The sequence below is a fragment of the Mesorhizobium sp. M0088 genome, from assembly GCF_040322895.1.
Lineage (GTDB): Bacteria > Pseudomonadota > Alphaproteobacteria > Rhizobiales > Rhizobiaceae > Mesorhizobium.
This window is the reverse complement of sequence record NZ_JAMYUI010000014.1, coordinates 81,131-99,775: the sequence shown is the minus strand read 5'-3', so window position 1 is coordinate 99,775 and position 18,645 is coordinate 81,131. Positions and strand designations below refer to the sequence as shown.

Below are 18,645 nucleotides of genomic sequence, written 5' to 3'. Positions count from 1 at the left end.
ATGCTTTTCCGAGACGGCACTGTTTTAGACACAGGTCCCACTCGGATATTTTCAATCGACAGTCTATCTTGCACGGTCGAAGGTCCTATCTTGCCTGCAATTCCACTTGCCTGAAATCCTTACTCGCCTGAAGTTCTGGGAGCGAAACAAATGAAGAAGCCCGCCACATCAGCCTGCGTGCCCGGCCGCGGCCGCGTCTACGATTCCATCACCGACACGATCGGCGATACGCCCCTGGTGCGGCTCGACAAGTTCGCCCGGGAAAAGGGCATCGTCGCCAATCTCATCGCCAAGCTCGAATTCTTCAATCCGATCGCCTCGGTCAAGGACCGCATCGGCGTGGCGATGATCGAGGCGCTGGAGGCGTCGGGCAAGATCTCTCCCGGCAAGACCACGCTGATCGAACCGACGTCGGGCAACACCGGCATTGCGCTTGCCTTCGCCGCTGCCGCCAAGGGCTACAAGCTGATCCTGACGATGCCCGAAACGATGTCGATCGAGCGCCGGAAAATGCTGGCGCTGCTGGGCGCCGAGCTGGTGCTGACAGAAGGCCCGAAAGGTATGAAGGGCGCCATCGCCAAGGCCGACGAACTGGCAGCGACGATCCCCAACGCGATCATCCCGCAGCAGTTCGAGAACCCGGCCAATCCAGAAATCCATCGCACGACGACGGCCGAGGAAATCTGGAACGATACGCATGGCGAGGTCGACATCTTCGTCGCCGGCATCGGTACCGGCGGCACCATCACCGGCGTCGGCCAGGTGCTGAAGAAGCGCAAGCCCTCCGTGCATGTCGTCGCCGTCGAGCCGGACTCCTCGCCTGTTCTGTCGGGCGGCCAGCCCGGCCCGCACAAGATCCAGGGCATCGGCGCCGGCTTTGCGCCCAAAATCCTCGACACGACGATCTATGACGAGATCGTCAAAGTGTCGAACGAGGATTCCGTGGCCAATGCCCGCCTCGTCGCCCGCCTCGAAGGCGTGCCGGTCGGCATCTCTTCGGGCGCCGCCCTGCAGGCGGCCATCGTCGTCGGCTCGCGGCCGGAGAACAAGGGCAAGAACCTTGTGGTGGTTATCCCGTCCTTCGCTGAGCGTTACCTGTCGACAATCCTGTTCGAGGGGCTGGGATCGTAGTCCGGCGCTTCTTCGCGACCAAGCTGGCCCGCTGAAAAAACGCCCGTGGCCGCCATCGGCGGCTTGAGCGCCACACCGCTTCCGGTTCATATCTCCCCCGGCCTGCTTTGCGCAGGCCGGGGGAGAATTTATGTACAAGCTTTATACCCGTCCCGGCAGCGGTGGCTTCGTGGTCGAGGCGGCGCTGGCGCTGGCCAATGTACCATTTGAGCAGATCGACGTGCCGAAGACCGACCGGCCCGATCCCGCCTTCCTCGACATCAGTCCGTTGAACCAGGTGCCGGTGCTGACCTTGCCCGACGGAAGCTCGATGACCGAATCGGCGGCGATCTGCATCGTGCTTGCCGAGCGCCACCCCGACGCCAATTTGGCGCCGGGAGCAGAAGCGCCTGCCCGCGCGGATTTCCTGCGCTGGATGGCCTTTATGTCGTCTGTGCTCTATTCGGCGGTGCTGCGTTTCTACTACGCATACCGCTACACTGCCGATCCCGAAGGCACCAAGGCGGTCAAGCAGGCGGCCGTGGCCGAGATGGACCGCGGCTTTGCCGTTATCGATGCCGCGCTCGAAGGCCGCGACTGGCTGGTCGGTGACCGGATGTCGCTGGCCGACATCTATCTGGTCATGCTGGTGGCCTGGTATCCCGACATCGACAGCGCGCGGACGGCATGGCCGAACATCGAACGCCTGTGGGCGCGGCTGCGCGACCATCCGCTGATGAAGACGCTCAACACCTCGCACGAGATGTGGCCGGGCTGAAGCTCAATTTCTGAGCACCGCTCTTTTTCCTTGCAGGAACCGGCGCACCGCCGGGTCGCGCTCGAGGCCGATCGCCCGGTCATAGGCTTCGCAGGCTTGCGGTACCTGACCAAGCCTGGCCAGGAGACCGGCGCGTGCGGCCCAATAGGGCTGGTACTCGTCAAGCCGCTTGTCGTCGCCCAGCACGTAAAGAGCCGCCAATCCGGCCACTGCGCCCTCGGCCTCGGCGATCGCCACCGCGCGGTTTATCGCCACCACCGGCGATCCTGCGATCGAAAGCAGCGCGTCGTAGAGTTCCTGGATTGCCACCCAGTCGGTGCGGCCGGTGAGCCTTCGTGCCGCATGCGCGGACTGCACGGCCGCCTCAAGCTGGTAGCGGCCGATGACGCCCTTGGCCGCTGCGTGGGAAAGCAGCGCTTCCGCCTCGTCGATGAGGGCACGGTCCCATAGAAGGCAATCCTGCTCCGCCAACGGCACGAAGTCGCCTTCGGCGCTGCGCCGTGCGGCGCGGCGAGACTCGGCAAACAGCATCAGCGACAACAGGCCCAGTGCCTCCGGTTCCTCCGGCATCAGCGAGGCCACCAGCCGGCCGAGCCAGATGCCTTCGGTCGCCAGGTTGCGGCGCCGCGTTTCGGTGCCGGCCGGATCGGACCAGCCTTCGGCGAAGGCGGCATAGATCGCCTCCAGCACCGCGTCCAGCCTTTCGCCGAGTTCGGCCCGCTCCGGCACGCGGAACGGAATGCCGGTTTCACGGATGCGGCTCTTGGCCCGCACCAGGCGCTGGCCCATGGTTGCGGGGGAGACCAGGAAGGCGGAGGCGATCGTCGCGGCGTCGAACCCCAGCACCGTCTGCAGAATGAGCGGCGAACGCACGCTCGATTCGATCGCCGGATGGGCGCAAGCGAACATCAGCCGCAGCCGATCGTCGGGCAGGTCTTCCTCGGTCATGCGTGCCTCCGCCTCCTGCGCAATCAGCTTGAGATGCTCGCGACCGGCCTCGCTGGTGAGCCGCCGCCGCACCGCATCGACACGGCGCCGCCGCGCCACCGCCAGCAGCCAGGCTTCCGGCTTTTCCGGCACGCCGGTTCGCGGCCAGCGCTCGAGGGCGGCGGCAAAGGCATCGGCCAGCGCGTCCTCGGCGGCGGCCACGTCGCGCGTGCGCGCAGCGAGCCAGGCGACCAGCTTGCCGTAGCTCTGCCGGGCGGCAGCCTCGGCGGCCGCCCGGGCGGTCTCGGAGCGACTGTCCATCACATCGTCATTTCTCAGACAGGTACTCGGTCAGTTCCCAGATCGGCCGCAGCTCGACAGTGCCGGCGCTGGCCGCCGGGCAGCGCGCCGCCCAGGCGATCGCGGCGTCGGCATCCGCGGCCTCGATCATGTAGAAGCCTGCAAGCTGCTCCTTGGTGTCGGCATAGGGGCCATCGAGGACGTTGGTCTTGCCATCGGCCACCCGAACCGAGGTGGTCGCCTGACTCGGGCGCAGCCGGTCACCGGCCAGCCACGCGCCGGATTTCTTCAGGGCTTCGGTATAGGCGCCATAGGCGGCACTCATCTGGTAGGTCGCCTCGGCCGGGGCATTCGCCATCGCGGCTTCGTCGGCATAGATCAAAATCATGTATCGCATGGTCTTCTCCCGTTGTTTCGAAGGCCGCTTCGTTGCGAGCCGGACGTATGTCGCGCGGCAGCATCCGATTTCGACAGGCCGCTCGAAAAAACTTTCGGCTCCGATGGCTTTTAGCGCAAGCCGCCATCTCTTTCCGGATCCGTCACCCTGATCCCTCAACCGTTCGTCTAACGAGCACAATTGCGGGTTGGCATTTGCGGCCCGCTGTCTACACTCGCCCCGGTTCGCATCCAGGGAGGCGGTGCGGTCGTCGATATTCCAGGGAGGAGATCAGATGTTGCATTTCAGAACGAAATTTGTTGCGGCCGGCGCCGTGGCGCTCTCGCTTGGTCTTGGCTCTGTCTCAGCCAAGGCGCAGGAATTCATCAATGTGCTGACCGGCGGCACATCCGGCGTCTATTATCCGCTCGGTGTGGCGCTGTCGGAAATCTACGGCAAGGGCATCGAAGGCGCCCGCACCCAGGTGCAGGCGACCAAGGCTTCGGTCGAAAACCTCAATCTGCTGCAGCAGGGCAAGGGCGAGATCGCGTTTGCGCTGGGCGATTCCGTCAAGCTGGCCGCCGAAGGCAATGCCGAGGCCGGTTTCCCCGGCAAGCTCGATAAATTGCGCGGCATCGCCGCCATCTATCCCAATTATATCCAGATCGTCGCCAGTCGGGAGTCCGGCATCAAGACGCTGGCCGATCTCAAGGGCAAGAGCCTGTCGGTCGGCGCGCCGGCATCCGGCACCGAGCTCAACGCACGCGCCATCTTCGCCGCCGCCGGGCTGAAGTATGAAGATCTCGGCCGGGTCGAATATCTGCCCTTCGCGGAATCGGTCGAGCTGATCAAGAACCGCCAGCTCGACGCCACGCTGCAATCGGCCGGGCTCGGCGTCGCCTCGATCCGCGACCTCGCCACCTCGGTGCCGATCAATGTCGTGGCGGTGCCGGCCGAGGATGTTGCGAAGATCGGCTCGCCCTATCTTTCGGTGGTCATCCCCAAGGGTACCTATGAGGGCCAGAGCGAGGATGTCGCCACCGCCGCCGTCGGCAATTTCCTCATCACACGCGCCGATGTGCCCGACGAAACCGCCTATCAGATGACCAAGCTGATGTTCGACCATCTCGACCAGCTGGCCGCGGCGCATGCCGCTGCCAAGGCGATCGATCCGACCAAGGCACTCGACGGCATGCCGGTGCCGCTACACCCCGGTGCCGAGCGGTATTACAAGGAGAAGGGCTTGTTGAAGTAGCAGAGCATGGCTCGGCAACTAGACATGTCTTCGACAAGCGCCCCCCTCTGCCCTGCCGGGCATCTCCCCCTCAAGGGGGGAGATTGGCCGACACCACTCCTTTCGCCAATCGCCAACGTTGCAAGACGAGCGCCGGCATGGATGCTGCTGATCTCCCCCCTTGAGGGGGAGATGTCCGGCAGGACAGAGGGGGGCGCCTCGCACTACACTTCGCTCCTTCTGGAGACCGTCGGATGAGCGAAGCAACGTCTGGAACAACACCCGACAACAAACCCGCCACCTTCCATCTGCCTGCCGTCGAAGAACAGGTCGAAGGCCTGCCGCCGGGCTTCGGCGACGGCCTTGCCGGCAAGGCCGCCTTTCTCATCGCCGTCGCCTTTTCCGTGTTCCAGATTTATGTCGCAGCCTATGGCAGCATTCCGAGCCAGGTGGTGCGGGCGATGCATGTCGGCTTCCTGCTGCTGCTCGGCTTCGGCCTGATCGCCAATCTGCGCGCCAAGAGCATGCCGGCCAAAGCAGCGTTCTGGGCGCTCGGGGCGCTCGGCTTCGGCACCGGCCTGTACAATTGGGTGTTCTACACCGATCTCATTCGCCGCTCCGGCTTCCTGACCACGCCGGATCTCATCGTCGGCGCGGTGCTGGTGGTGCTGGTCTTCGAGGCGGCGCGGCGGCTGATGGGCCTGCCGCTGGCGATCATCGCCCTCATCTTTCTCGCCTACTGCTTTTTCGGCAACCATCTGCCGCCGCCGCTCGTCCATCGCGGCTATGATTTCGCCCAGTTGGTCGACACCTTCGCCTACGGCACCGAAGGCATATACGGCACGCCGATCTATGTCTCGGCCGCCTACATCTTCATCTTCGTCGTCTTTGCCGCCTTCCTCGAACGCGCAGGCATGATCGCGCTGTTCAACGATTTCGCGCTGGGCCTTGTCGGCACATGGCGCGGCGGCCCGGCGCAGGTCTGCGTGCTGTCGTCGGCGCTGATGGGCACCATTTCCGGTTCGGGCGTCGCCAATGTGGTGGCCAGCGGCCAGTTCACCATCCCGCTGATGAAGCGCTTCGGCTTCCGCTCGGCCTTTGCCGGAGCCGTCGAGGCGACCTCCTCGATGGGCGGCCAGATCATGCCGCCGGTGATGGGCGCGGTCGCCTTCATCATGGCCGAGACGCTGAACGTGCCTTATGCCGAGGTGGTCAAGGCGGCGATCATCCCGGCGCTGCTCTATTTCGGCGCCTGCTTCTGGCAGGTGCATCTGGAAGCCGGCAAGGCCGGCCTGCACGGCATGGCCAAGGCCGAGCTGCCCAACCCGTGGGACGCGGTGCGGCAACACTGGCCGCTGGTGCTACCGCTGGCAGCGCTGATCTATCTGCTGTTTGCCGGCTACACGCCGATCTTCGCCGGCACGATGGGCCTGGCGCTGACCATCGTGCTCATCCTCGGCACGCCGCTGGCAGCAGCGATCGGACCGCTCGCCTTCCGCATCGTCTTCTGGATCGCGCTCGGGCTTGCCGCCGCTTCGTTCATGAAGTTCGGCGTCAATCTCCTCGGCCTGGTGATCGCCGCACTGGTCGTCGCCTGCTTCACGTTCAAGGGCGGCCGCGCGACGTTGCAAATCTGTGTCGACTCGCTTGCCGAAGGCGCCAAGAACGCACTGCCGGTCGGCATTGCCTGCGCCATCGTCGGCATCGTCATCGGCACGCTGACGCTGACCGGCATCGCTTCGACCTTCATCGGCTGGATCATCTCGATCGGCGAGAACAATCTGTTCCTGTCGCTGTTGCTGACCATGCTCACCTGCCTGGTGCTCGGCATGGGCATCCCGACCATTCCCAACTACATCATCACCTCGTCGCTGGCCGGGCCGGCGCTGCTCGAGCTTGGCGTGCCGCTGCTGGTCAGCCACATGTTCGTCTTCTATTTCGGCATCATGGCCGATCTGACGCCGCCAGTGGCGCTGGCCGCCTTTGCCGCGGCACCCATGGCCAAGGAAAGTGGCCTGAAGATCGGCATCCAGGCGACCAAACTCGCCATTGCCGGCTTCGTCGTGCCATTCATGGCGGTCTACACGCCAGCGCTGATGCTGCAGGACGCCGGGCCGATCGCTGCCCAGTTCGGTTATCCGGTCGAGGTTGCCTACATCGTCGCCAAGGCGTGCATGGGCATCGTGCTGTGGGGTGCCGCCGCCGTCGGTTTCCTCGCCAGCCGCATGGCATTGTGGGAACGGCTCATCGCCTTCGCGGCCGGCGTGCTGCTGGTCGCCGCGGTGCCGCTGACCGACGAGGCCGGCTGGGCGCTGGCGCTGGCCTGGATCGGCTGGCACTGCTTTCGTGCGCGGCGGGCTTCAGGCAGAACATGAGCCTGTGCATCCTGGCCGCTGGCAAGACGGTAACGCTCTCCGTCGCCGCCTTCACGCTGTCCTGGACGCATTCGGTGGAACGGACGCGCTGGCAGGAGGACTGGAAGGTCACGCCTTCCGGCCTGCAGCTGATCGAGGCGCGGATCAAGGGCTCGGGCGCCGGCATGGAGCCTCCGGAAGACGCGGTGCTGAAGAATGGCTGGTGGATCTACGCGCCTGGTGTCGGTCCACAGCGGCGCGTCGTGCTCGCCGCCTCGGGCACAACCGGCGAAGGCTGGATGCTGTGCTCGGTCCAAGGCTGCCGGGAACTCGGCAAGGCGGCCGGCGATACAATCGCGCTGGAGCCGTGCGGATCGGACGGCACGAGCCAGCCGCGGTAGCATAATCAAGCCGGTGAGCGGCGGCTCATTCTCCAGCAGCCACACCCTCAGCCAAGGAACCGCTCGCGCAGCTCCGGAGAAGGAATGTCGCAACTATCCTTCCTGCCGAATAGCGCGTAGCGGTTCTTGGCAACGCGATCATAGAGCCAGTCGCGTAGCGGGCGCGGCAGCAGCAGCAAAGCCTTCATCGCCCGCCACGGCCAGCCGAGTTCCGACATGACGGCGACAAAACTGTCGAGGCGCGTGAAGGCGACGCCGTCGATCAGGACGAGGTTGGTTTCGTAGGAGTCCGTGCGCAGTCCATGCTTCCGGAACAGCGCGTCACCGAAGGGCGACTGCGCGGTGGCGAAGCGGAAACGGCCTTGGCGGTCGAGCCTGACCACCATGCGCACGAAGCCGGAGCAGAGCACGCAGACGCCATCGAAGACGATCAGCGGATGATGGACGTCGAACGGAGAAGGACTGGGAAGGTCGGTCACGCTGGCCTCGGCAGCTCATGTCCCTGGGAGATTAAGCCAGCCGGGGGCGGCGTCAAAGACTTGGCAGTGTCGCATGTCGCCGTCGGCGAAAACCGGGCGCTCGCCGCGATAGGCGATAGCGGCACAATCGGTGAGCTGGTGATACTTGAACAGAAGGCTGGTAACAACTCGACTGCCTGCACTTATCAAAGCTGGCAAATGTCGCATTTATGCTTGGCTAAAGAGAGATTATTAACAGAGTTCATAGCAGTCTACACCCGGATCAAGGGGTTCAACGATGTCAGCCAATTCTGAACGCGCTAAGCTGATTGAAGAATTTCGAGCTTGGAAGAACAATATTTTCAACGTTACCAGGCAGATTGTCGATCAGCGAGAGTTTGCGGCGGGAAAAGAACACCTCGCGAAGACCCTGAGGGATATGCCGATCCGGGACTTCGATTTTGTTCTCGGGCTCGGGATCGGTGATGAGAAAGCCGATATCCAGCGCTCGATCTCAGAACTGTTCAACGCCATAGAACATGACCACGGCACCATCGATCAGATCGTTGGCCTGAGCATCGATATTTCAGATCACGAGCAGCTGGGCGACGCCAAACACGGTTTCACGCAAGGCGTCGACGTCAGTCTCTACAATCGCAACGTCTATGATTTTCTTGTGAAATCAGACGAGGACATAGGGCTTCAATACGCTGCAACCGCGAGCAAATGGCAAGGTGGCTTCGACCAGGTCGGTGTCGCCGAGATCGATGGGATGCATGAAGTACTCGCCTTCAAGAGATCGATCGTTCGCGGCGACCATTCGCGGTACGGGTTCGTCGTGCAAGATGCCGGAACAGCGTCCGAAAAAGTCGGGCGCGACGCCGCGCCTTATACCGAGACCATTTTCAATGCGCTTGTCGCTGTAGAGTTTCACCGCTTCATCTACGAGCTTGTGCCGCAATTGACCCTTCCGCACGACATGGTGGTCGTCGCGGGGAACCATGACATGATCTATGTGCCCCACACGCACTACCGCGTGAAAGGAAGCCCGGATTGGAAGGGCCGGCCCGCGCCGAAGCCTGAAATAGCTGAAATGGTTGACGACACATATCGTCGACTTGCCGAGATGGGCCGCTTCGCTCGCGGTCTCGGTATTGTCACCGGCAGCGGACCAAAGGTTTTTGGGCGCCGGGGGAACAAGCCTTAGTCATCGGCTTGAGGTGGTAGTCGATGGAGACTTCGGCAGCCCGTCTTAAAGAGACAGGCTCGCCAGCGATCGCATCAAAGCCGTGGCGTTGTCGCACGGCGCCTGTCGGCGAGAGCGGGACGCTCGGCGCGATAGGTGGTGGCGCGGGTAGAGGCGGCCGGCCTGCAGATCCTGCTGTTGTGGCGATTTTCGAAAGCCATGATCAGTGCGCACCCAGCGAGTTGCCGCGACGGGCGCAAGCAGGGCCGGGGCCGCGCATGTAATAGCGCTCGGGCCGATAGGTCGGCGCGACGAATTCGCGGATGGCGGCGGCATAGCCGATGAGGTGCGCGAGGAAGTTCATTACCCTTGTCCCTGTCCCGATTTTCGGATGTCCCTTCCGAATTGCGGTCATCATAGCGTCGAGGCGTGAATAGTCGGTGAACGTGATGTTAATATCTGGTCGAAAATGCCTTGCTTCGTGGCTGGATTGCGGCTGATTCGGGGTCTTTCGGTGCAGTTCGTCGGCATTCCGGCCAATGTGACTTTTGCATCACATATGTTTCGTTTGAATGTCGCGCGTGCGCGGTTCTGTTTCAACTTTTGTGGCACCCGCGAAATTTCCATGCTGACGGCCAGAACCACTCAAAGCGGCCCTTGGCATCCAGATCGGTCCGTGAGCGCGGAACTGGAGCGCGGTCTGTCCGTTCTCACCTTCATCTGGTCTGGAAGGGAAGATATCATGGCGCCGCGTCCGGCCTGGAAAGGCTATTTGAAGCTTTCGCTGGTCACCTGTGCCGTCGAACTCACCAATGTCGTCACCCACACGGAGCGGGTCTCGTTTCGCATTCTCAACCGCAAGACCGGCAACACGGTGAAGCGGCTCTATGTCGACGCCGAAACAGGCAAGCCGCTGGAGGAGGATGACGAGATCAAAGGCTATGAACTCGACGACGGCGATTTCATCCATATCGAGGAAGACGAGATCGAGGCGGTGCAGATCGAATCCTCGCACACGATGGCGCTCGACGGTTTCGTCGACAAAGCTTCGATCCAGCAGATCTATCTCGATACGCCGTATTATGTCGCCCCGGCCGACAAGGTGTCGGAAGAAGCGTTCGCCGTCATTCGGGACGCGATGGCGGGCAAGAAGATGGCCGGGTTGGCGCGTATCGTGCTCTACCGACGCGAACGGCCGGTGGTTATCGAGCCGCTCGGCAAAGGCATGGTGCTGACGACGCTGCGCTACGACAACACGGTGCGCCAACCGGACACCGTCTTCGGCGACATCGAGTCGGTGAAGACCGATCAGGAGATGACCGACCTCGCCGAGTTGATCATCGACAAGAAGAAGACGAAGTTCGATCCCTCGAAATTTGACGACAAATACGAGGACGCGCTGCTGGAACTGATCCGCGCCAAGAAGGCCGGCCACAAGGCGCCGAAGGCCAAGGCGGCGCCCAAACCTTCCAATGTCGTCAATCTGTTCGACGCGCTGAAGAAGAGCCTGTCGGCGGATGGCGGCTCGGCCAAAGCTTCTTCGACGAAGTCCAAACGCGCCAAGCCGAAAGCAAGCGCGCCCAAACGCAAATCGGCCTGAGGAACCCAACGGATGGCCAGCCTCGAACAATATCATTCCAAGCGCGATTTCAAGAAGACCGCCGAACCGGCCGGCAAGGTCGCCCGGACCAAGCAGGGCGGCGCGGGCGGCATCTTCGTCATCCACAAGCATGCCGCGACGCGGCTGCATTACGACCTGCGGCTCGAGCATGACGGCGTGCTGTGGAGCTGGGCGGTGACGCGCGGCCCGAGCCTTGATCCGCATGAGAAGCGACTGGCCGTGCATGTCGAGGATCACCCGATCGACTATGCGCCGTTCGAGGGCACCATTCCCAAGGGCGAATATGGCGGCGGTTCGGTCATCGTTTGGGACGAGGGCACCTGGACCCCCGAGATCGACCCGGCCAAGGCGATGAAGAAGGGCCATATCAGCTTTGAGCTCAAGGGACACAAGCTGCATGGGGCATGGCATCTGGTGCGACTGAAGCCGCGTGCGGGTGAAAAGCGCGACAACTGGCTGCTGATCAAGTCGGACGATGCCGCAGCGCGTCCCGGCGAGGACATCCTCAAGGAGGCGCCGGAATCGGTGAAGTCGGGCCTGACGATCGAGGAGGTCGGCGAGGGCAAGACCGCGAAGGGTGAGAAGCCGAAGGTCTGGCATTCCAACAAGCCGGCCGCCGGCAAGACGAAGGCCGCGGGCAAGAAACTCGACTTCATCGAGCCGCAGCTGGCCACGCTGGAGCGCGATGCGCCGCCGGGCAAGGACTGGCTGCATGAGGTGAAGTTCGACGGCTATCGCATGCAGGCACAGATAGCCGGCACCGACGTGCGGCTGCTGACCCGCACCGGCCTCGACTGGACGACGAAATTCGGCGGCGAGATCGTCGCGGAGCTGGCCGGGCTGAAGTGCAGCGACGCCATCATCGATGGCGAGGTGGTCGTGCTGGCCGACAGCGGCGTCTCGTCTTTCGCGCTGTTGCAGCAGGATCTGTCGGCGAAGCGGACAAATCGCTTCATCTATTACGTATTCGATCTGATGCGCCTCGATGGAAGGGATTTGCGGCGCGAGCCGCTGGTCGAGCGCAAGCAGGCCTTGCAGGATTTGCTCGGCAAGCAGTCCGACAATCCGGCGGTCCGCTTCAGCGACCACTTTTCCGAACCCGGCAAGATCATGCTGGAGCATGCCTGCCGGATGGGCCTGGAAGGCGTCGTCTCCAAGCGTGCCGATGCACCCTATCGCAGCGGCCGCGGCCCGACCTGGGTGAAGTCGAAATGCACGGCGCGGCAGGAATTCGTCATCGGCGGCTATCTGCCGTCGGACAAGACCGGGCGCGGCCTGCGCTCGATCCTGGTCGGCTTCCACGAGGGCGGCAAGCTGCATTATGCCGGGCGCGTCGGCACTGGTTTCTCCGGCAAGGGCGCCAATGAGCTGAAGGCAAAACTCGATGCATTGACGGCAAAGACATCGCCCTTCTCCACCGCGGTGCCGAAGGGCAAGGGCCTGGTCTGGGTCAAGCCCGAACTTGTCGGCGAAGTGGAGTTTCGCAGCTGGACCTCGGACCGTATAATACGCCACGCCTCGTTCCAGGGATTGCGCGAGGACAAGCCGGCGGAGGAAGTCGTGCAGGAAAAGCCCAAAGCGTCGACAGGCAAGCCATCGACAGGCAAGAGCACGGCCAAGCCGGCATCGGGCGGCAAAGCCGCCGGATCGATGACGACCACGGTAAAACTCTCGCATCCCGACAAGCTGCTGTGGCCGGACGAAAACATATCCAAGCAGGGCCTGCTCGACCATTACGCGCAGGTTTGGCCGCGCATGGAACAGTTTGTCGTCAACCGGCCGCTCAGCCTGGTGCGGGCGCCGGACGGTGTCGGTGGCCAGCGTTTCTTCCAGAAACATGCCTCGGCCGGTATGAGCGACAAGATCGCGCGCATGAAGGATCCGACTGACGGCGAGGAGATCTTGTACATCCGGGATTTCGATGGTGTCGCCGCATTGGTCCAGTATGGCGTGGTCGAGATCCACATCTGGGGGTGCACGATCGACGAGATCGAAAAGCCCGACCAGATCATCTTCGATCTCGATCCCGATGAAGGTGTCGACGTGAAAGCGGTCCGCGAGGCGGCACTCGATATCAGGGGCAAGCTCGACGAGCTGTCGCTGCCGAATTTCGTCAAGACTTCGGGCGGCAAGGGTTTTCACGTCATGGTGCCGCTGAGACCAGCGGCGGATTGGGAGGAGGTCAAAACCTTCGCCCATGATTTTGCCCGTGCGCTGGAGCAGGGTGCTCCCGACCGCTACACGGCGACGCTGTCGAAAAAAGCGCGCACGGGAAAGATCTTCGTCGACTATCTGCGCAATGGCAGGGGCTCGACGACGGTCGCGCCCTATTCGTCACGCGCCAAGAAGGGCGCCACCGTGTCGATGCCGGTGACCTGGCCAGAGATCGATGCCGGCTTGGCGCCGAACGCTTTCCCGATCGGCGGCAAGACTACGCTGAAACAGCTGGCGAAAGCCGATCCGTGGTCGGATTTCTTTAAGCAGGGCAAGGCTCTGAGGCGGGGTTAACGCTTCGCCCGTTCAAGACAGAAACACCCTCTCAAACGCCTGTCTACCCGGCGGCGAGAAGATCACCGCGCGGCTGTCCTTCTCGCGGCGCGCCCATTTCTCGGCCAGGATCTTCTCGAGGATGGCGGCGCCCAGCGTGCCGGCGAGGTGCGAACGGCGCACGCTCCAGTCGAGGCAGGCGCGGCACACCGGCCGGCGCGGCTTGGTATAAACGTCGATGCCGATCGCCGCGAAATGCGAAGCCGCCGATGGCCCGAGCCTGATCTCCTGTTCGTCGCGGACCAATACGTTTTTGGCGACGAGCCGATCGAGCATCGCCACCGCCTGCTCGCCGGCGAGGTGATCGTAGCAGACGCGCGCCACGCGCATGGCGCCATCGCGCGGACCCGGGCGCACACGCTTTGGACCGACGGCTTCCGCGACGCTTGTGATGGCTTCGATCATGCCCGCCACCTGCGGTCCGGCGAGGCCGTAATAGCGATGCCGGCCCTGGCTCGCCACCGTGAGCAGCCCACCTTCCATCAGTTTGCCCAGGTGCGAGCTGGCGGTCGGCAGCGAAACGCCGGCCTCGAGCGCCAGTTCGCTCGCCGTCAGCGCCGTGCCGCCCATCAGGGCATTCAGCATGTTTGCCCGTGCCGGGTCGCCGACCAGGCTGGCGATGCGGGCGATGTCGGGTCCTTCACGCATAGTTCGTTCCTCATCGAAGCGTTCTTGTCAGATAATCACTATTCTCAGGTGAGATCAAGGAGACGACGATGGCCGAACGAACCGCTTTCCCCTCAGCCCCGCTCCCCAGCCGTCAATTCTTCCCGTTCGTCAGCTGGCTGCGTTCGCGGCTGCTGGCCCGCTGGTATGACCGCCATTTGCAGCGTCTGGACCTTGCCGAGATCGATGATCATCAGCTGCGCGATCTTGGGCTAACGCGGCAAGACGTGCGCCGCGAATGCGCGAAGTCCTTCTGGCAGCCCTAGCAGACCAGACGACACAATTTTTCGATGCCGCTCGAACTATCGACGCACCCCAAGGAGACCACAATGACCATCACCTGCTTCATCCGCTACGAGATCGACCCGTTCGGCAAGGCGGCCTTCGAGGAGTATGCGCGCAATTGGGGCCAGGCCATTCCACGCTGCGGCGCCGATCTGATCGGTTACTACGCGCCGCATGAGGGCTCGGCGACGACCGCCTATGCCGCCTACAACATCGAGAGCCTGGCCGCCTACGAAGCCTATCGCGCCCGGCTTGCCGCCGATCCCACCGGCAAGGCAAACTACGAATTCGCCAAGCGCGAGAGGTTCATCCTGAAGGAGGATCGCATGTTTCTGAAACTGGCCTCAGGCCCGCACGCGAAACTGGTGCTGCCGTGATTGCCGTCATCTTCGAGGTCGAGCCGGCGGAAGGCCGGCGCGACGCCTATCTGAGCATCGCCGCGGACCTGCGTCCACTGCTCGACGGCATCGACGGCTTTCTTTCCATCGAGCGTTTCCAGAGCCTGGCCGATCCGAACCGCATCCTGTCGCTGTCATTCTGGCGCGACGAGGAAGCCGTGAAGGCCTGGCGCAACACCGAGGAACACCGCCAGGCGCAGAAGGCCGGCCGGGGCGGTATCTTTGCCGGCTACCGTCTGCGCATCGCCCATGTGATGAGGGATTATGGACTGACGGAGAGAGACGAGGCGCCTAGGGATAGCCGGGCGGTGAATGGGTGAGTGGCAAGTTTCTTCCTTCTCCCCCTGTGGGAGAAGGTGTCGCCGCAGGCGACGGATGAGGGGTGTTCCAGGGAACGCCAACGTCTCACTCCGCTGGAACACCCCTCATCCGTCTCGGCGCTGCGCGCCGATCCACCTTCCCCCACAAGGGGGAAGGGAAAAAACTATGCATTCCCGATCAGCACGCCGGCCGCGAACACCAGGGCGCCGCCCAGCACCACCTGGAAGGCGGCGCGCAGGAAAGGCGTCTGCATGTAGCGGTTCTGGACAAAGGCGATCGCCCACAATTCGAAGAAAACCACCACCGCGGCAACCCCGGTGGCCGTCCAGAAATGCGGAATGACATAGGGGAGCGCGTGTCCGAGACCACCCAGCGTCGTCATAATACCGACGGTCAGACCGCGCTTGATCGGCGAGCCGCGGCCCGACAGCTTGCCGTCGTCGGAAGCGACTTCGGTGAAGCCCATCGAAATGCCGGCGCCGATCGAGGCGGCAAGCCCGACCAGCAGCGTCTGCCAGGTGTCGTGCGTGGCAAAGGCAGCGGCAAAGATCGGCGCCAGAGTGGACACCGACCCGTCCATCAGCCCGGCCAGCCCTGGTTGCACATAGGTGAGGATGAACTGGCGCTGCTCGGCGCTGGCCTCGTCGGCCTTGACGGCGCCCGGCACATGTTTCTGTTCCAGCCGCTGCGCCAGGGTCTCATGGCCCAGTTCGGCCACCGCCAGATCGTCGAGCAGTTTTCGCGTCGAAGCATCTGCCGTGCGCTTGGCCGCCTCGACATAGAAAAGGTAGGCTTGCCGCTCCATCGCCTCGGCATGGCTGCGCACGTGCTCGATGCCGAGCGGCCGGACCAGCCAGTCGGGCTTGCGCTCGTAATAACCCTTCACATGTTCGCGCCGGATCAGCGGTATGCGCTCGCCGAACCGCTTGCGGAAAAGCTCGATCAACGCATCGCGATGGCCATCCTCTTCCTCGGCCATCTCCTCGAACACTTTTGCCGATTGCGGGAAGTTTTCCGTCAGCCCGTCGGCATAGGCCCGGTAAATGCGACCGTCATCCTCCTCGGAGGAAATGGCCAGCGCCAGGATCTCCTGTTCGGAGAGCGATTCGAAGGGGCGGCGGCCGAAGCCGAAAACACGGGAAAGCATGAGGAATTCACCCTAGTTTAGAATAGTTCTAAACTAGGGTTTTGAACACCTTCGGTCAATTGCGCGCTTGGGTCGCGGTCAAGAATTGTTGAAGCCCCACGCCCGCGGTGACTCTTCATTATCAGTGAATGTTCACCTATATTGCTGGACTCAAGCCAAGAACAAGGAACCGGCAGATGACGGCAAAACAGCCTCCGCACCACTATGATCCCAAGCCCGTTCTCGATCTCATCGCCAGCATCGAGGCCGATCTGCAGCGCCTGAAGGGGCTGGTCGAGCAGCAGGTCGAGAAATTCGACCCCGCCAACCCGCACAACAAGGCGCCGGACGGCAAACTGACGGAGGAGGGCGTCGAGTGCTGCTACCGCATGTTCGACGAGGGCAAGTCGCGCTACTCGGTCGCCCAGCAGATGAAGATATCCTTTGCCGCCGCCAGCCACCGTTTCAACAACTGGCGCAAGCTGGGTGGGGGCAAGAGGCAGAGGACGTTACTCGGCTGAACATGGGGGATGTCTGCGGGCCAGCGCCCCCCTCTGTCCTGCCGGACATCTCCCCCTCAAGGGGGGAGATTGGCAGCTTCGTCGTTCCGCTCACCTTGCAGCGTTAATAGGTGGCGAAGTCGACTGAGTGCGTAATCTCCCCCCTCGAGGGGGAGATGGCCGGCAGGCCAGAGGGGGGCGTGCAGCCGTGGCGTAGGCGATCGCCCGCCAAACTTTGTAACGGTCACATTTTTTCATTGGTGCGCCACATCTGTTTGCGGGCATCATGAAAAGACCCTGTCCACTGGACCTCACATGAACGCCATATCCCTTCCCGGCATCGCCGACATCCACGCCGCCGCCGCGCGTCTCTCCGGCTTGATCATCGAAACCCCCTTGATCGAATCGCAGGAGCTGAACAGACGCTTCGGGGGCCGCATCCTGTTCAAGCCGGAGACGCTGCAGCGCACCGGCTCGTTCAAGTTCCGCGGCGCCTACAACAAGCTGTCGTCGCTCAGCGAGGCGGAACGCAGCCAAGGTGTCGTCGCTTTCTCATCGGGCAATCATGCGCAGGGCGTCGCCGCTTCGGCCGCGATGTTCGGCGTCAAGGCGGTGATCGCCATGCCTTCGGACGCGCCGGCGATGAAAATTGCCAATGTGCGCAAGATGGGCGCGGAGGTGGTCCCGTTCGACCGCTTTCGCGACGACCGCATGACCGTGATCCGTCCTTACATGGAAAGAGGCATGGTGCTGGTGCCGCCTTTCGACGATCCGGCCATCATTGCCGGCCAGGGCACGATCGGCCTCGAATTGATGCGCCAGGCAAAAGCGCTTGGCGTCGACCTCGACGCGGTGATCGTCCCCTGCGGCGGCGGCGGCTTGTCGAGTGGCATCTCCGTTGCCGTCAAGGATGCCTCGCCTGACACCTCGGTCTGGGCCGTGGAGCCCGAGCATTTCGACGACACCCGCCAGTCGCTGGCCGCCGGTGCAAGGGTTTCGAACGAGCCCGGCCATAGTTCGATCTGCGACGCGCTGCTGACCGCCGAGCCTGGCGTGATCACCTTCGAGATCAACCGCAGGAATCTCACCGGTGGCATCGCCGTCTCGGACCAGGCGGCGGCGCAGGCGATGCGCGACGCCATGGCCTATCTCAAGCTGGTGGTCGAGCCCGGCGGCTGTGTGGCGCTGGCGGCACTGTCATCGGGCGAGATCGAGCTGTCCGGCAAATGCATTGCCGTGGTGCTGTCCGGCGGCAATGTCGATTTCGGCACTTATGCCGGGATCATGGCGGCTGCTTGAGACGGCGATGTCCAGGGGTATCTGATATGGAGTATCTGGCGACGGGCTCCGCCTTGGATCACTCCTCGCCCGCCGCCAAATCGTCGCCGCGCTGAGCATGGTCATCTACCGCCCGCTCACGCGTTCCGAGCTGCCCGACGATACGGCATCCCTTGCCCGCACCCTCATCGGCAAGGTCGTGGTGCGCGAACTGCCCGAAGGCATCGCCAGCGGCCGCATCGTCGAGACCGAGGCCTATGTGACCGGTGACGCCGCCGGGCATGGCTACCGGGGGATGGCGCCGCGCAACCGTTCGCTGTTTCTCGAACCCGGGCACGCCTATGTCTATCTCGCCTACGGCATCTCCTACATGCTCAACGTTTCGAGCGAGATGGCAGGGGTCGGAACCGGCGTGCTCATCAGGGCGCTCGAGCCGCTCGAAGGCATTGCGCTCATGCGGCTCAATCGCGGCATCGACCGCTTGCGCGACCTGGCGCGAGGACCGGGAAGGCTGGCCCAGGCATTGCGGATCGATCGTTCGCTCGACGGGCTCGATCTTTGCCGCAAAGGCCCGCTATGGCTGGCAACCGACGAGCATCAAGCCGGCGACATCGCCCAAGGCATCCGGATCGGCATTACAAAGGATGCCGATCGCCCGCTGCGGTTTTACGTCAAGGGGAGCGCCTTCGTCAGCGGCCCGAAATCGCTCAACGGTTAGTGGCAGTTACAAACCATGGAGATTGGCGAAAGCATTTCTCCCTTCCGCAAAGGCTGGTGCC

Annotated in this window: 21 protein-coding genes; 15 read left to right on the top strand and 6 right to left on the bottom strand. The window is 63.2% G+C overall.

The genetic code is table 11. The features are described from left to right. The first annotated feature begins 150 nt into the window (after nucleotides 1-150). A complete protein-coding gene (gene cysK / locus NKJ67_RS18210) occupies nucleotides 151-1,131 on the top strand; it encodes a cysteine synthase A (protein ID WP_352582181.1) in 981 nt (326 codons plus the stop codon). A 130-nt stretch (nucleotides 1,132-1,261) separates the two neighbouring features. Continuing rightward, nucleotides 1,262-1,888, top strand: a complete 627-nt coding sequence (locus tag NKJ67_RS18205; protein WP_352582179.1) for a glutathione S-transferase family protein — start codon at nucleotides 1,262-1,264, stop codon at nucleotides 1,886-1,888. A 3-nt stretch (nucleotides 1,889-1,891) separates the two neighbouring features. Here NKJ67_RS18205 and NKJ67_RS18200 read toward each other — a convergent pair whose 3' ends face one another. Next, entirely contained in the window at nucleotides 1,892-3,136 is a 1,245-nt protein-coding gene (locus tag NKJ67_RS18200) for an RNA polymerase sigma factor (protein WP_127382779.1), read from the bottom strand. Nucleotides 3,137-3,143: 7 nt separating this feature from the next. After that, nucleotides 3,144-3,512, bottom strand: a complete 369-nt coding sequence (locus NKJ67_RS18195; protein WP_292457134.1) for a YciI family protein — start codon at nucleotides 3,510-3,512, stop codon at nucleotides 3,144-3,146. Between the two features lie 274 nt (nucleotides 3,513-3,786). On the opposite strand from NKJ67_RS18195, the gene NKJ67_RS18190 reads away from it, so the two are divergent. The 3 genes from NKJ67_RS18190 to NKJ67_RS18180 all read left to right on the top strand — a co-directional run bounded on the left by NKJ67_RS18190 (nucleotide 3,787) and on the right by NKJ67_RS18180 (nucleotide 7,480). Beyond that, on the top strand, nucleotides 3,787-4,746 hold the full coding sequence (locus NKJ67_RS18190) for a TAXI family TRAP transporter solute-binding subunit (protein ID WP_352582177.1): 960 nt from the start codon (nucleotides 3,787-3,789) through the stop codon (nucleotides 4,744-4,746). A gap of 233 nt (nucleotides 4,747-4,979) precedes the next feature. Next, on the top strand, nucleotides 4,980-7,100 hold the full coding sequence (locus tag NKJ67_RS18185) for a TRAP transporter permease (protein WP_352582175.1): 2,121 nt from the start codon (nucleotides 4,980-4,982) through the stop codon (nucleotides 7,098-7,100). Next, on the top strand, nucleotides 7,097-7,480 hold the full coding sequence (locus NKJ67_RS18180) for a DUF1850 domain-containing protein (RefSeq protein ID WP_352582173.1): 384 nt from the start codon (nucleotides 7,097-7,099) through the stop codon (nucleotides 7,478-7,480). Before NKJ67_RS18185 ends, NKJ67_RS18180 begins: the two co-directional genes overlap by 4 nt. A 47-nt stretch (nucleotides 7,481-7,527) precedes the next feature. Here NKJ67_RS18180 and NKJ67_RS18175 read toward each other — a convergent pair whose 3' ends face one another. Continuing rightward, entirely contained in the window at nucleotides 7,528-7,959 is a 432-nt protein-coding gene (locus NKJ67_RS18175) for a thiol-disulfide oxidoreductase DCC family protein (protein ID WP_352582171.1), read from the bottom strand. Between the two features lie 60 nt (nucleotides 7,960-8,019). On the opposite strand from NKJ67_RS18175, the gene NKJ67_RS18170 reads away from it, so the two are divergent. Both NKJ67_RS18170 and NKJ67_RS18165 read left to right on the top strand, forming a co-directional pair. Continuing rightward, on the top strand, nucleotides 8,020-8,253 hold the full coding sequence (locus NKJ67_RS18170) for a hypothetical protein (protein WP_352582169.1): 234 nt from the start codon (nucleotides 8,020-8,022) through the stop codon (nucleotides 8,251-8,253). Next, complete coding sequence (locus tag NKJ67_RS18165; RefSeq protein ID WP_352582167.1) at nucleotides 8,237-9,145, top strand: hypothetical protein; 909 nt, start codon at nucleotides 8,237-8,239, stop codon at nucleotides 9,143-9,145. Before NKJ67_RS18170 ends, NKJ67_RS18165 begins: the two co-directional genes overlap by 17 nt. A gap of 202 nt (nucleotides 9,146-9,347) precedes the next feature. Here NKJ67_RS18165 and NKJ67_RS18160 read toward each other — a convergent pair whose 3' ends face one another. Further along, nucleotides 9,348-9,488 (bottom strand): hypothetical protein, encoded by a 141-nt coding sequence (locus NKJ67_RS18160; protein WP_013528645.1) that lies wholly within the window; start codon nucleotides 9,486-9,488, stop codon nucleotides 9,348-9,350. Nucleotides 9,489-9,866: 378 nt separating this feature from the next. Between NKJ67_RS18160 and ku the strand changes: the two genes are divergently transcribed. Further along, nucleotides 9,867-10,724: a non-homologous end joining protein Ku gene (ku, locus tag NKJ67_RS18155; RefSeq protein ID WP_352582309.1), complete on the top strand. Its 858-nt coding sequence runs from the start codon at nucleotides 9,867-9,869 to the stop codon at nucleotides 10,722-10,724. Nucleotides 10,725-10,736: 12 nt separating this feature from the next. After that, entirely contained in the window at nucleotides 10,737-13,253 is a 2,517-nt protein-coding gene (gene ligD, locus NKJ67_RS18150) for a DNA ligase D (RefSeq protein WP_352582165.1), read from the top strand. A 12-nt stretch (nucleotides 13,254-13,265) separates the two neighbouring features. On the opposite strand, the gene NKJ67_RS18145 is transcribed toward ligD, so the two are convergent. Further along, nucleotides 13,266-13,940: an ArsR/SmtB family transcription factor gene (locus tag NKJ67_RS18145; protein WP_352582163.1), complete on the bottom strand. Its 675-nt coding sequence runs from the start codon at nucleotides 13,938-13,940 to the stop codon at nucleotides 13,266-13,268. A 68-nt stretch (nucleotides 13,941-14,008) separates the two neighbouring features. Here NKJ67_RS18145 and NKJ67_RS18140 point away from each other — a divergent pair, with 68 nt between their 5' ends. The 3 genes from NKJ67_RS18140 to NKJ67_RS18130 all read left to right on the top strand — a co-directional run bounded on the left by NKJ67_RS18140 (nucleotide 14,009) and on the right by NKJ67_RS18130 (nucleotide 14,961). Then, nucleotides 14,009-14,224 (top strand): DUF1127 domain-containing protein, encoded by a 216-nt coding sequence (locus tag NKJ67_RS18140; RefSeq protein WP_127321960.1) that lies wholly within the window; start codon nucleotides 14,009-14,011, stop codon nucleotides 14,222-14,224. Between the two features lie 63 nt (nucleotides 14,225-14,287). Next, complete coding sequence (locus NKJ67_RS18135; protein ID WP_127268912.1) at nucleotides 14,288-14,620, top strand: NIPSNAP family protein; 333 nt, start codon at nucleotides 14,288-14,290, stop codon at nucleotides 14,618-14,620. Next, nucleotides 14,617-14,961, top strand: coding sequence for an antibiotic biosynthesis monooxygenase family protein (locus NKJ67_RS18130; RefSeq protein WP_127268914.1), 345 nt, complete (start codon nucleotides 14,617-14,619; stop codon nucleotides 14,959-14,961). The genes NKJ67_RS18135 and NKJ67_RS18130 overlap by 4 nt, the downstream gene beginning before the upstream one ends. Before the next feature lie 164 nt (nucleotides 14,962-15,125). Here the strand turns inward: NKJ67_RS18130 and mbfA are convergent, their stop codons facing one another. Next, nucleotides 15,126-16,109, bottom strand: coding sequence for an iron exporter MbfA (gene mbfA, locus NKJ67_RS18125; RefSeq protein WP_352582160.1), 984 nt, complete (start codon nucleotides 16,107-16,109; stop codon nucleotides 15,126-15,128). A gap of 176 nt (nucleotides 16,110-16,285) precedes the next feature. Here mbfA and NKJ67_RS18120 point away from each other — a divergent pair, with 176 nt between their 5' ends. From NKJ67_RS18120 to NKJ67_RS18110, 3 genes are all read left to right on the top strand, one after another. Beyond that, nucleotides 16,286-16,609 carry a hypothetical protein gene (locus NKJ67_RS18120; protein WP_352582158.1) on the top strand — a complete coding sequence of 108 codons (324 nt, stop codon included), beginning with the start codon at nucleotides 16,286-16,288 and terminating at the stop codon, nucleotides 16,607-16,609. A 294-nt stretch (nucleotides 16,610-16,903) separates the two neighbouring features. Beyond that, entirely contained in the window at nucleotides 16,904-17,887 is a 984-nt protein-coding gene (locus tag NKJ67_RS18115) for a threonine/serine dehydratase family protein (RefSeq protein WP_352582156.1), read from the top strand. A 97-nt stretch (nucleotides 17,888-17,984) separates the two neighbouring features. After that, nucleotides 17,985-18,584, top strand: a complete 600-nt coding sequence (locus NKJ67_RS18110) for a DNA-3-methyladenine glycosylase (protein WP_352582154.1) — start codon at nucleotides 17,985-17,987, stop codon at nucleotides 18,582-18,584. The last annotated feature ends 61 nt before the right edge of the window (nucleotides 18,585-18,645 follow it).

Coding starts and splice junctions, on each gene's coding strand:
- cysK (WP_352582181.1), top strand. CDS start 151: ATGAAGAAGCCCGCCACATCAGCCTGCGTGCCCGGCCGCGGCCGCGTC.
- NKJ67_RS18205 (WP_352582179.1), top strand. CDS start 1,262: ATGTACAAGCTTTATACCCGTCCCGGCAGCGGTGGCTTCGTGGTCGAG.
- NKJ67_RS18200 (WP_127382779.1), bottom strand. CDS start 3,136: ATGGACAGTCGCTCCGAGACCGCCCGGGCGGCCGCCGAGGCTGCCGCC.
- NKJ67_RS18195 (WP_292457134.1), bottom strand. CDS start 3,512: ATGCGATACATGATTTTGATCTATGCCGACGAAGCCGCGATGGCGAAT.
- NKJ67_RS18190 (WP_352582177.1), top strand. CDS start 3,787: ATGTTGCATTTCAGAACGAAATTTGTTGCGGCCGGCGCCGTGGCGCTC.
- NKJ67_RS18185 (WP_352582175.1), top strand. CDS start 4,980: ATGAGCGAAGCAACGTCTGGAACAACACCCGACAACAAACCCGCCACC.
- NKJ67_RS18180 (WP_352582173.1), top strand. CDS start 7,097: ATGAGCCTGTGCATCCTGGCCGCTGGCAAGACGGTAACGCTCTCCGTC.
- NKJ67_RS18165 (WP_352582167.1), top strand. CDS start 8,237: ATGTCAGCCAATTCTGAACGCGCTAAGCTGATTGAAGAATTTCGAGCT.
- NKJ67_RS18160 (WP_013528645.1), bottom strand. CDS start 9,488: ATGAACTTCCTCGCGCACCTCATCGGCTATGCCGCCGCCATCCGCGAA.
- ku (WP_352582309.1), top strand. CDS start 9,867: ATGGCGCCGCGTCCGGCCTGGAAAGGCTATTTGAAGCTTTCGCTGGTC.
- ligD (WP_352582165.1), top strand. CDS start 10,737: ATGGCCAGCCTCGAACAATATCATTCCAAGCGCGATTTCAAGAAGACC.
- NKJ67_RS18145 (WP_352582163.1), bottom strand. CDS start 13,940: ATGCGTGAAGGACCCGACATCGCCCGCATCGCCAGCCTGGTCGGCGAC.
- NKJ67_RS18140 (WP_127321960.1), top strand. CDS start 14,009: ATGGCCGAACGAACCGCTTTCCCCTCAGCCCCGCTCCCCAGCCGTCAA.
- NKJ67_RS18135 (WP_127268912.1), top strand. CDS start 14,288: ATGACCATCACCTGCTTCATCCGCTACGAGATCGACCCGTTCGGCAAG.
- mbfA (WP_352582160.1), bottom strand. CDS start 16,109: ATGCTTTCCCGTGTTTTCGGCTTCGGCCGCCGCCCCTTCGAATCGCTC.
- NKJ67_RS18120 (WP_352582158.1), top strand. CDS start 16,286: ATGACGGCAAAACAGCCTCCGCACCACTATGATCCCAAGCCCGTTCTC.
- NKJ67_RS18115 (WP_352582156.1), top strand. CDS start 16,904: ATGAACGCCATATCCCTTCCCGGCATCGCCGACATCCACGCCGCCGCC.
- NKJ67_RS18110 (WP_352582154.1), top strand. CDS start 17,985: ATGGTCATCTACCGCCCGCTCACGCGTTCCGAGCTGCCCGACGATACG.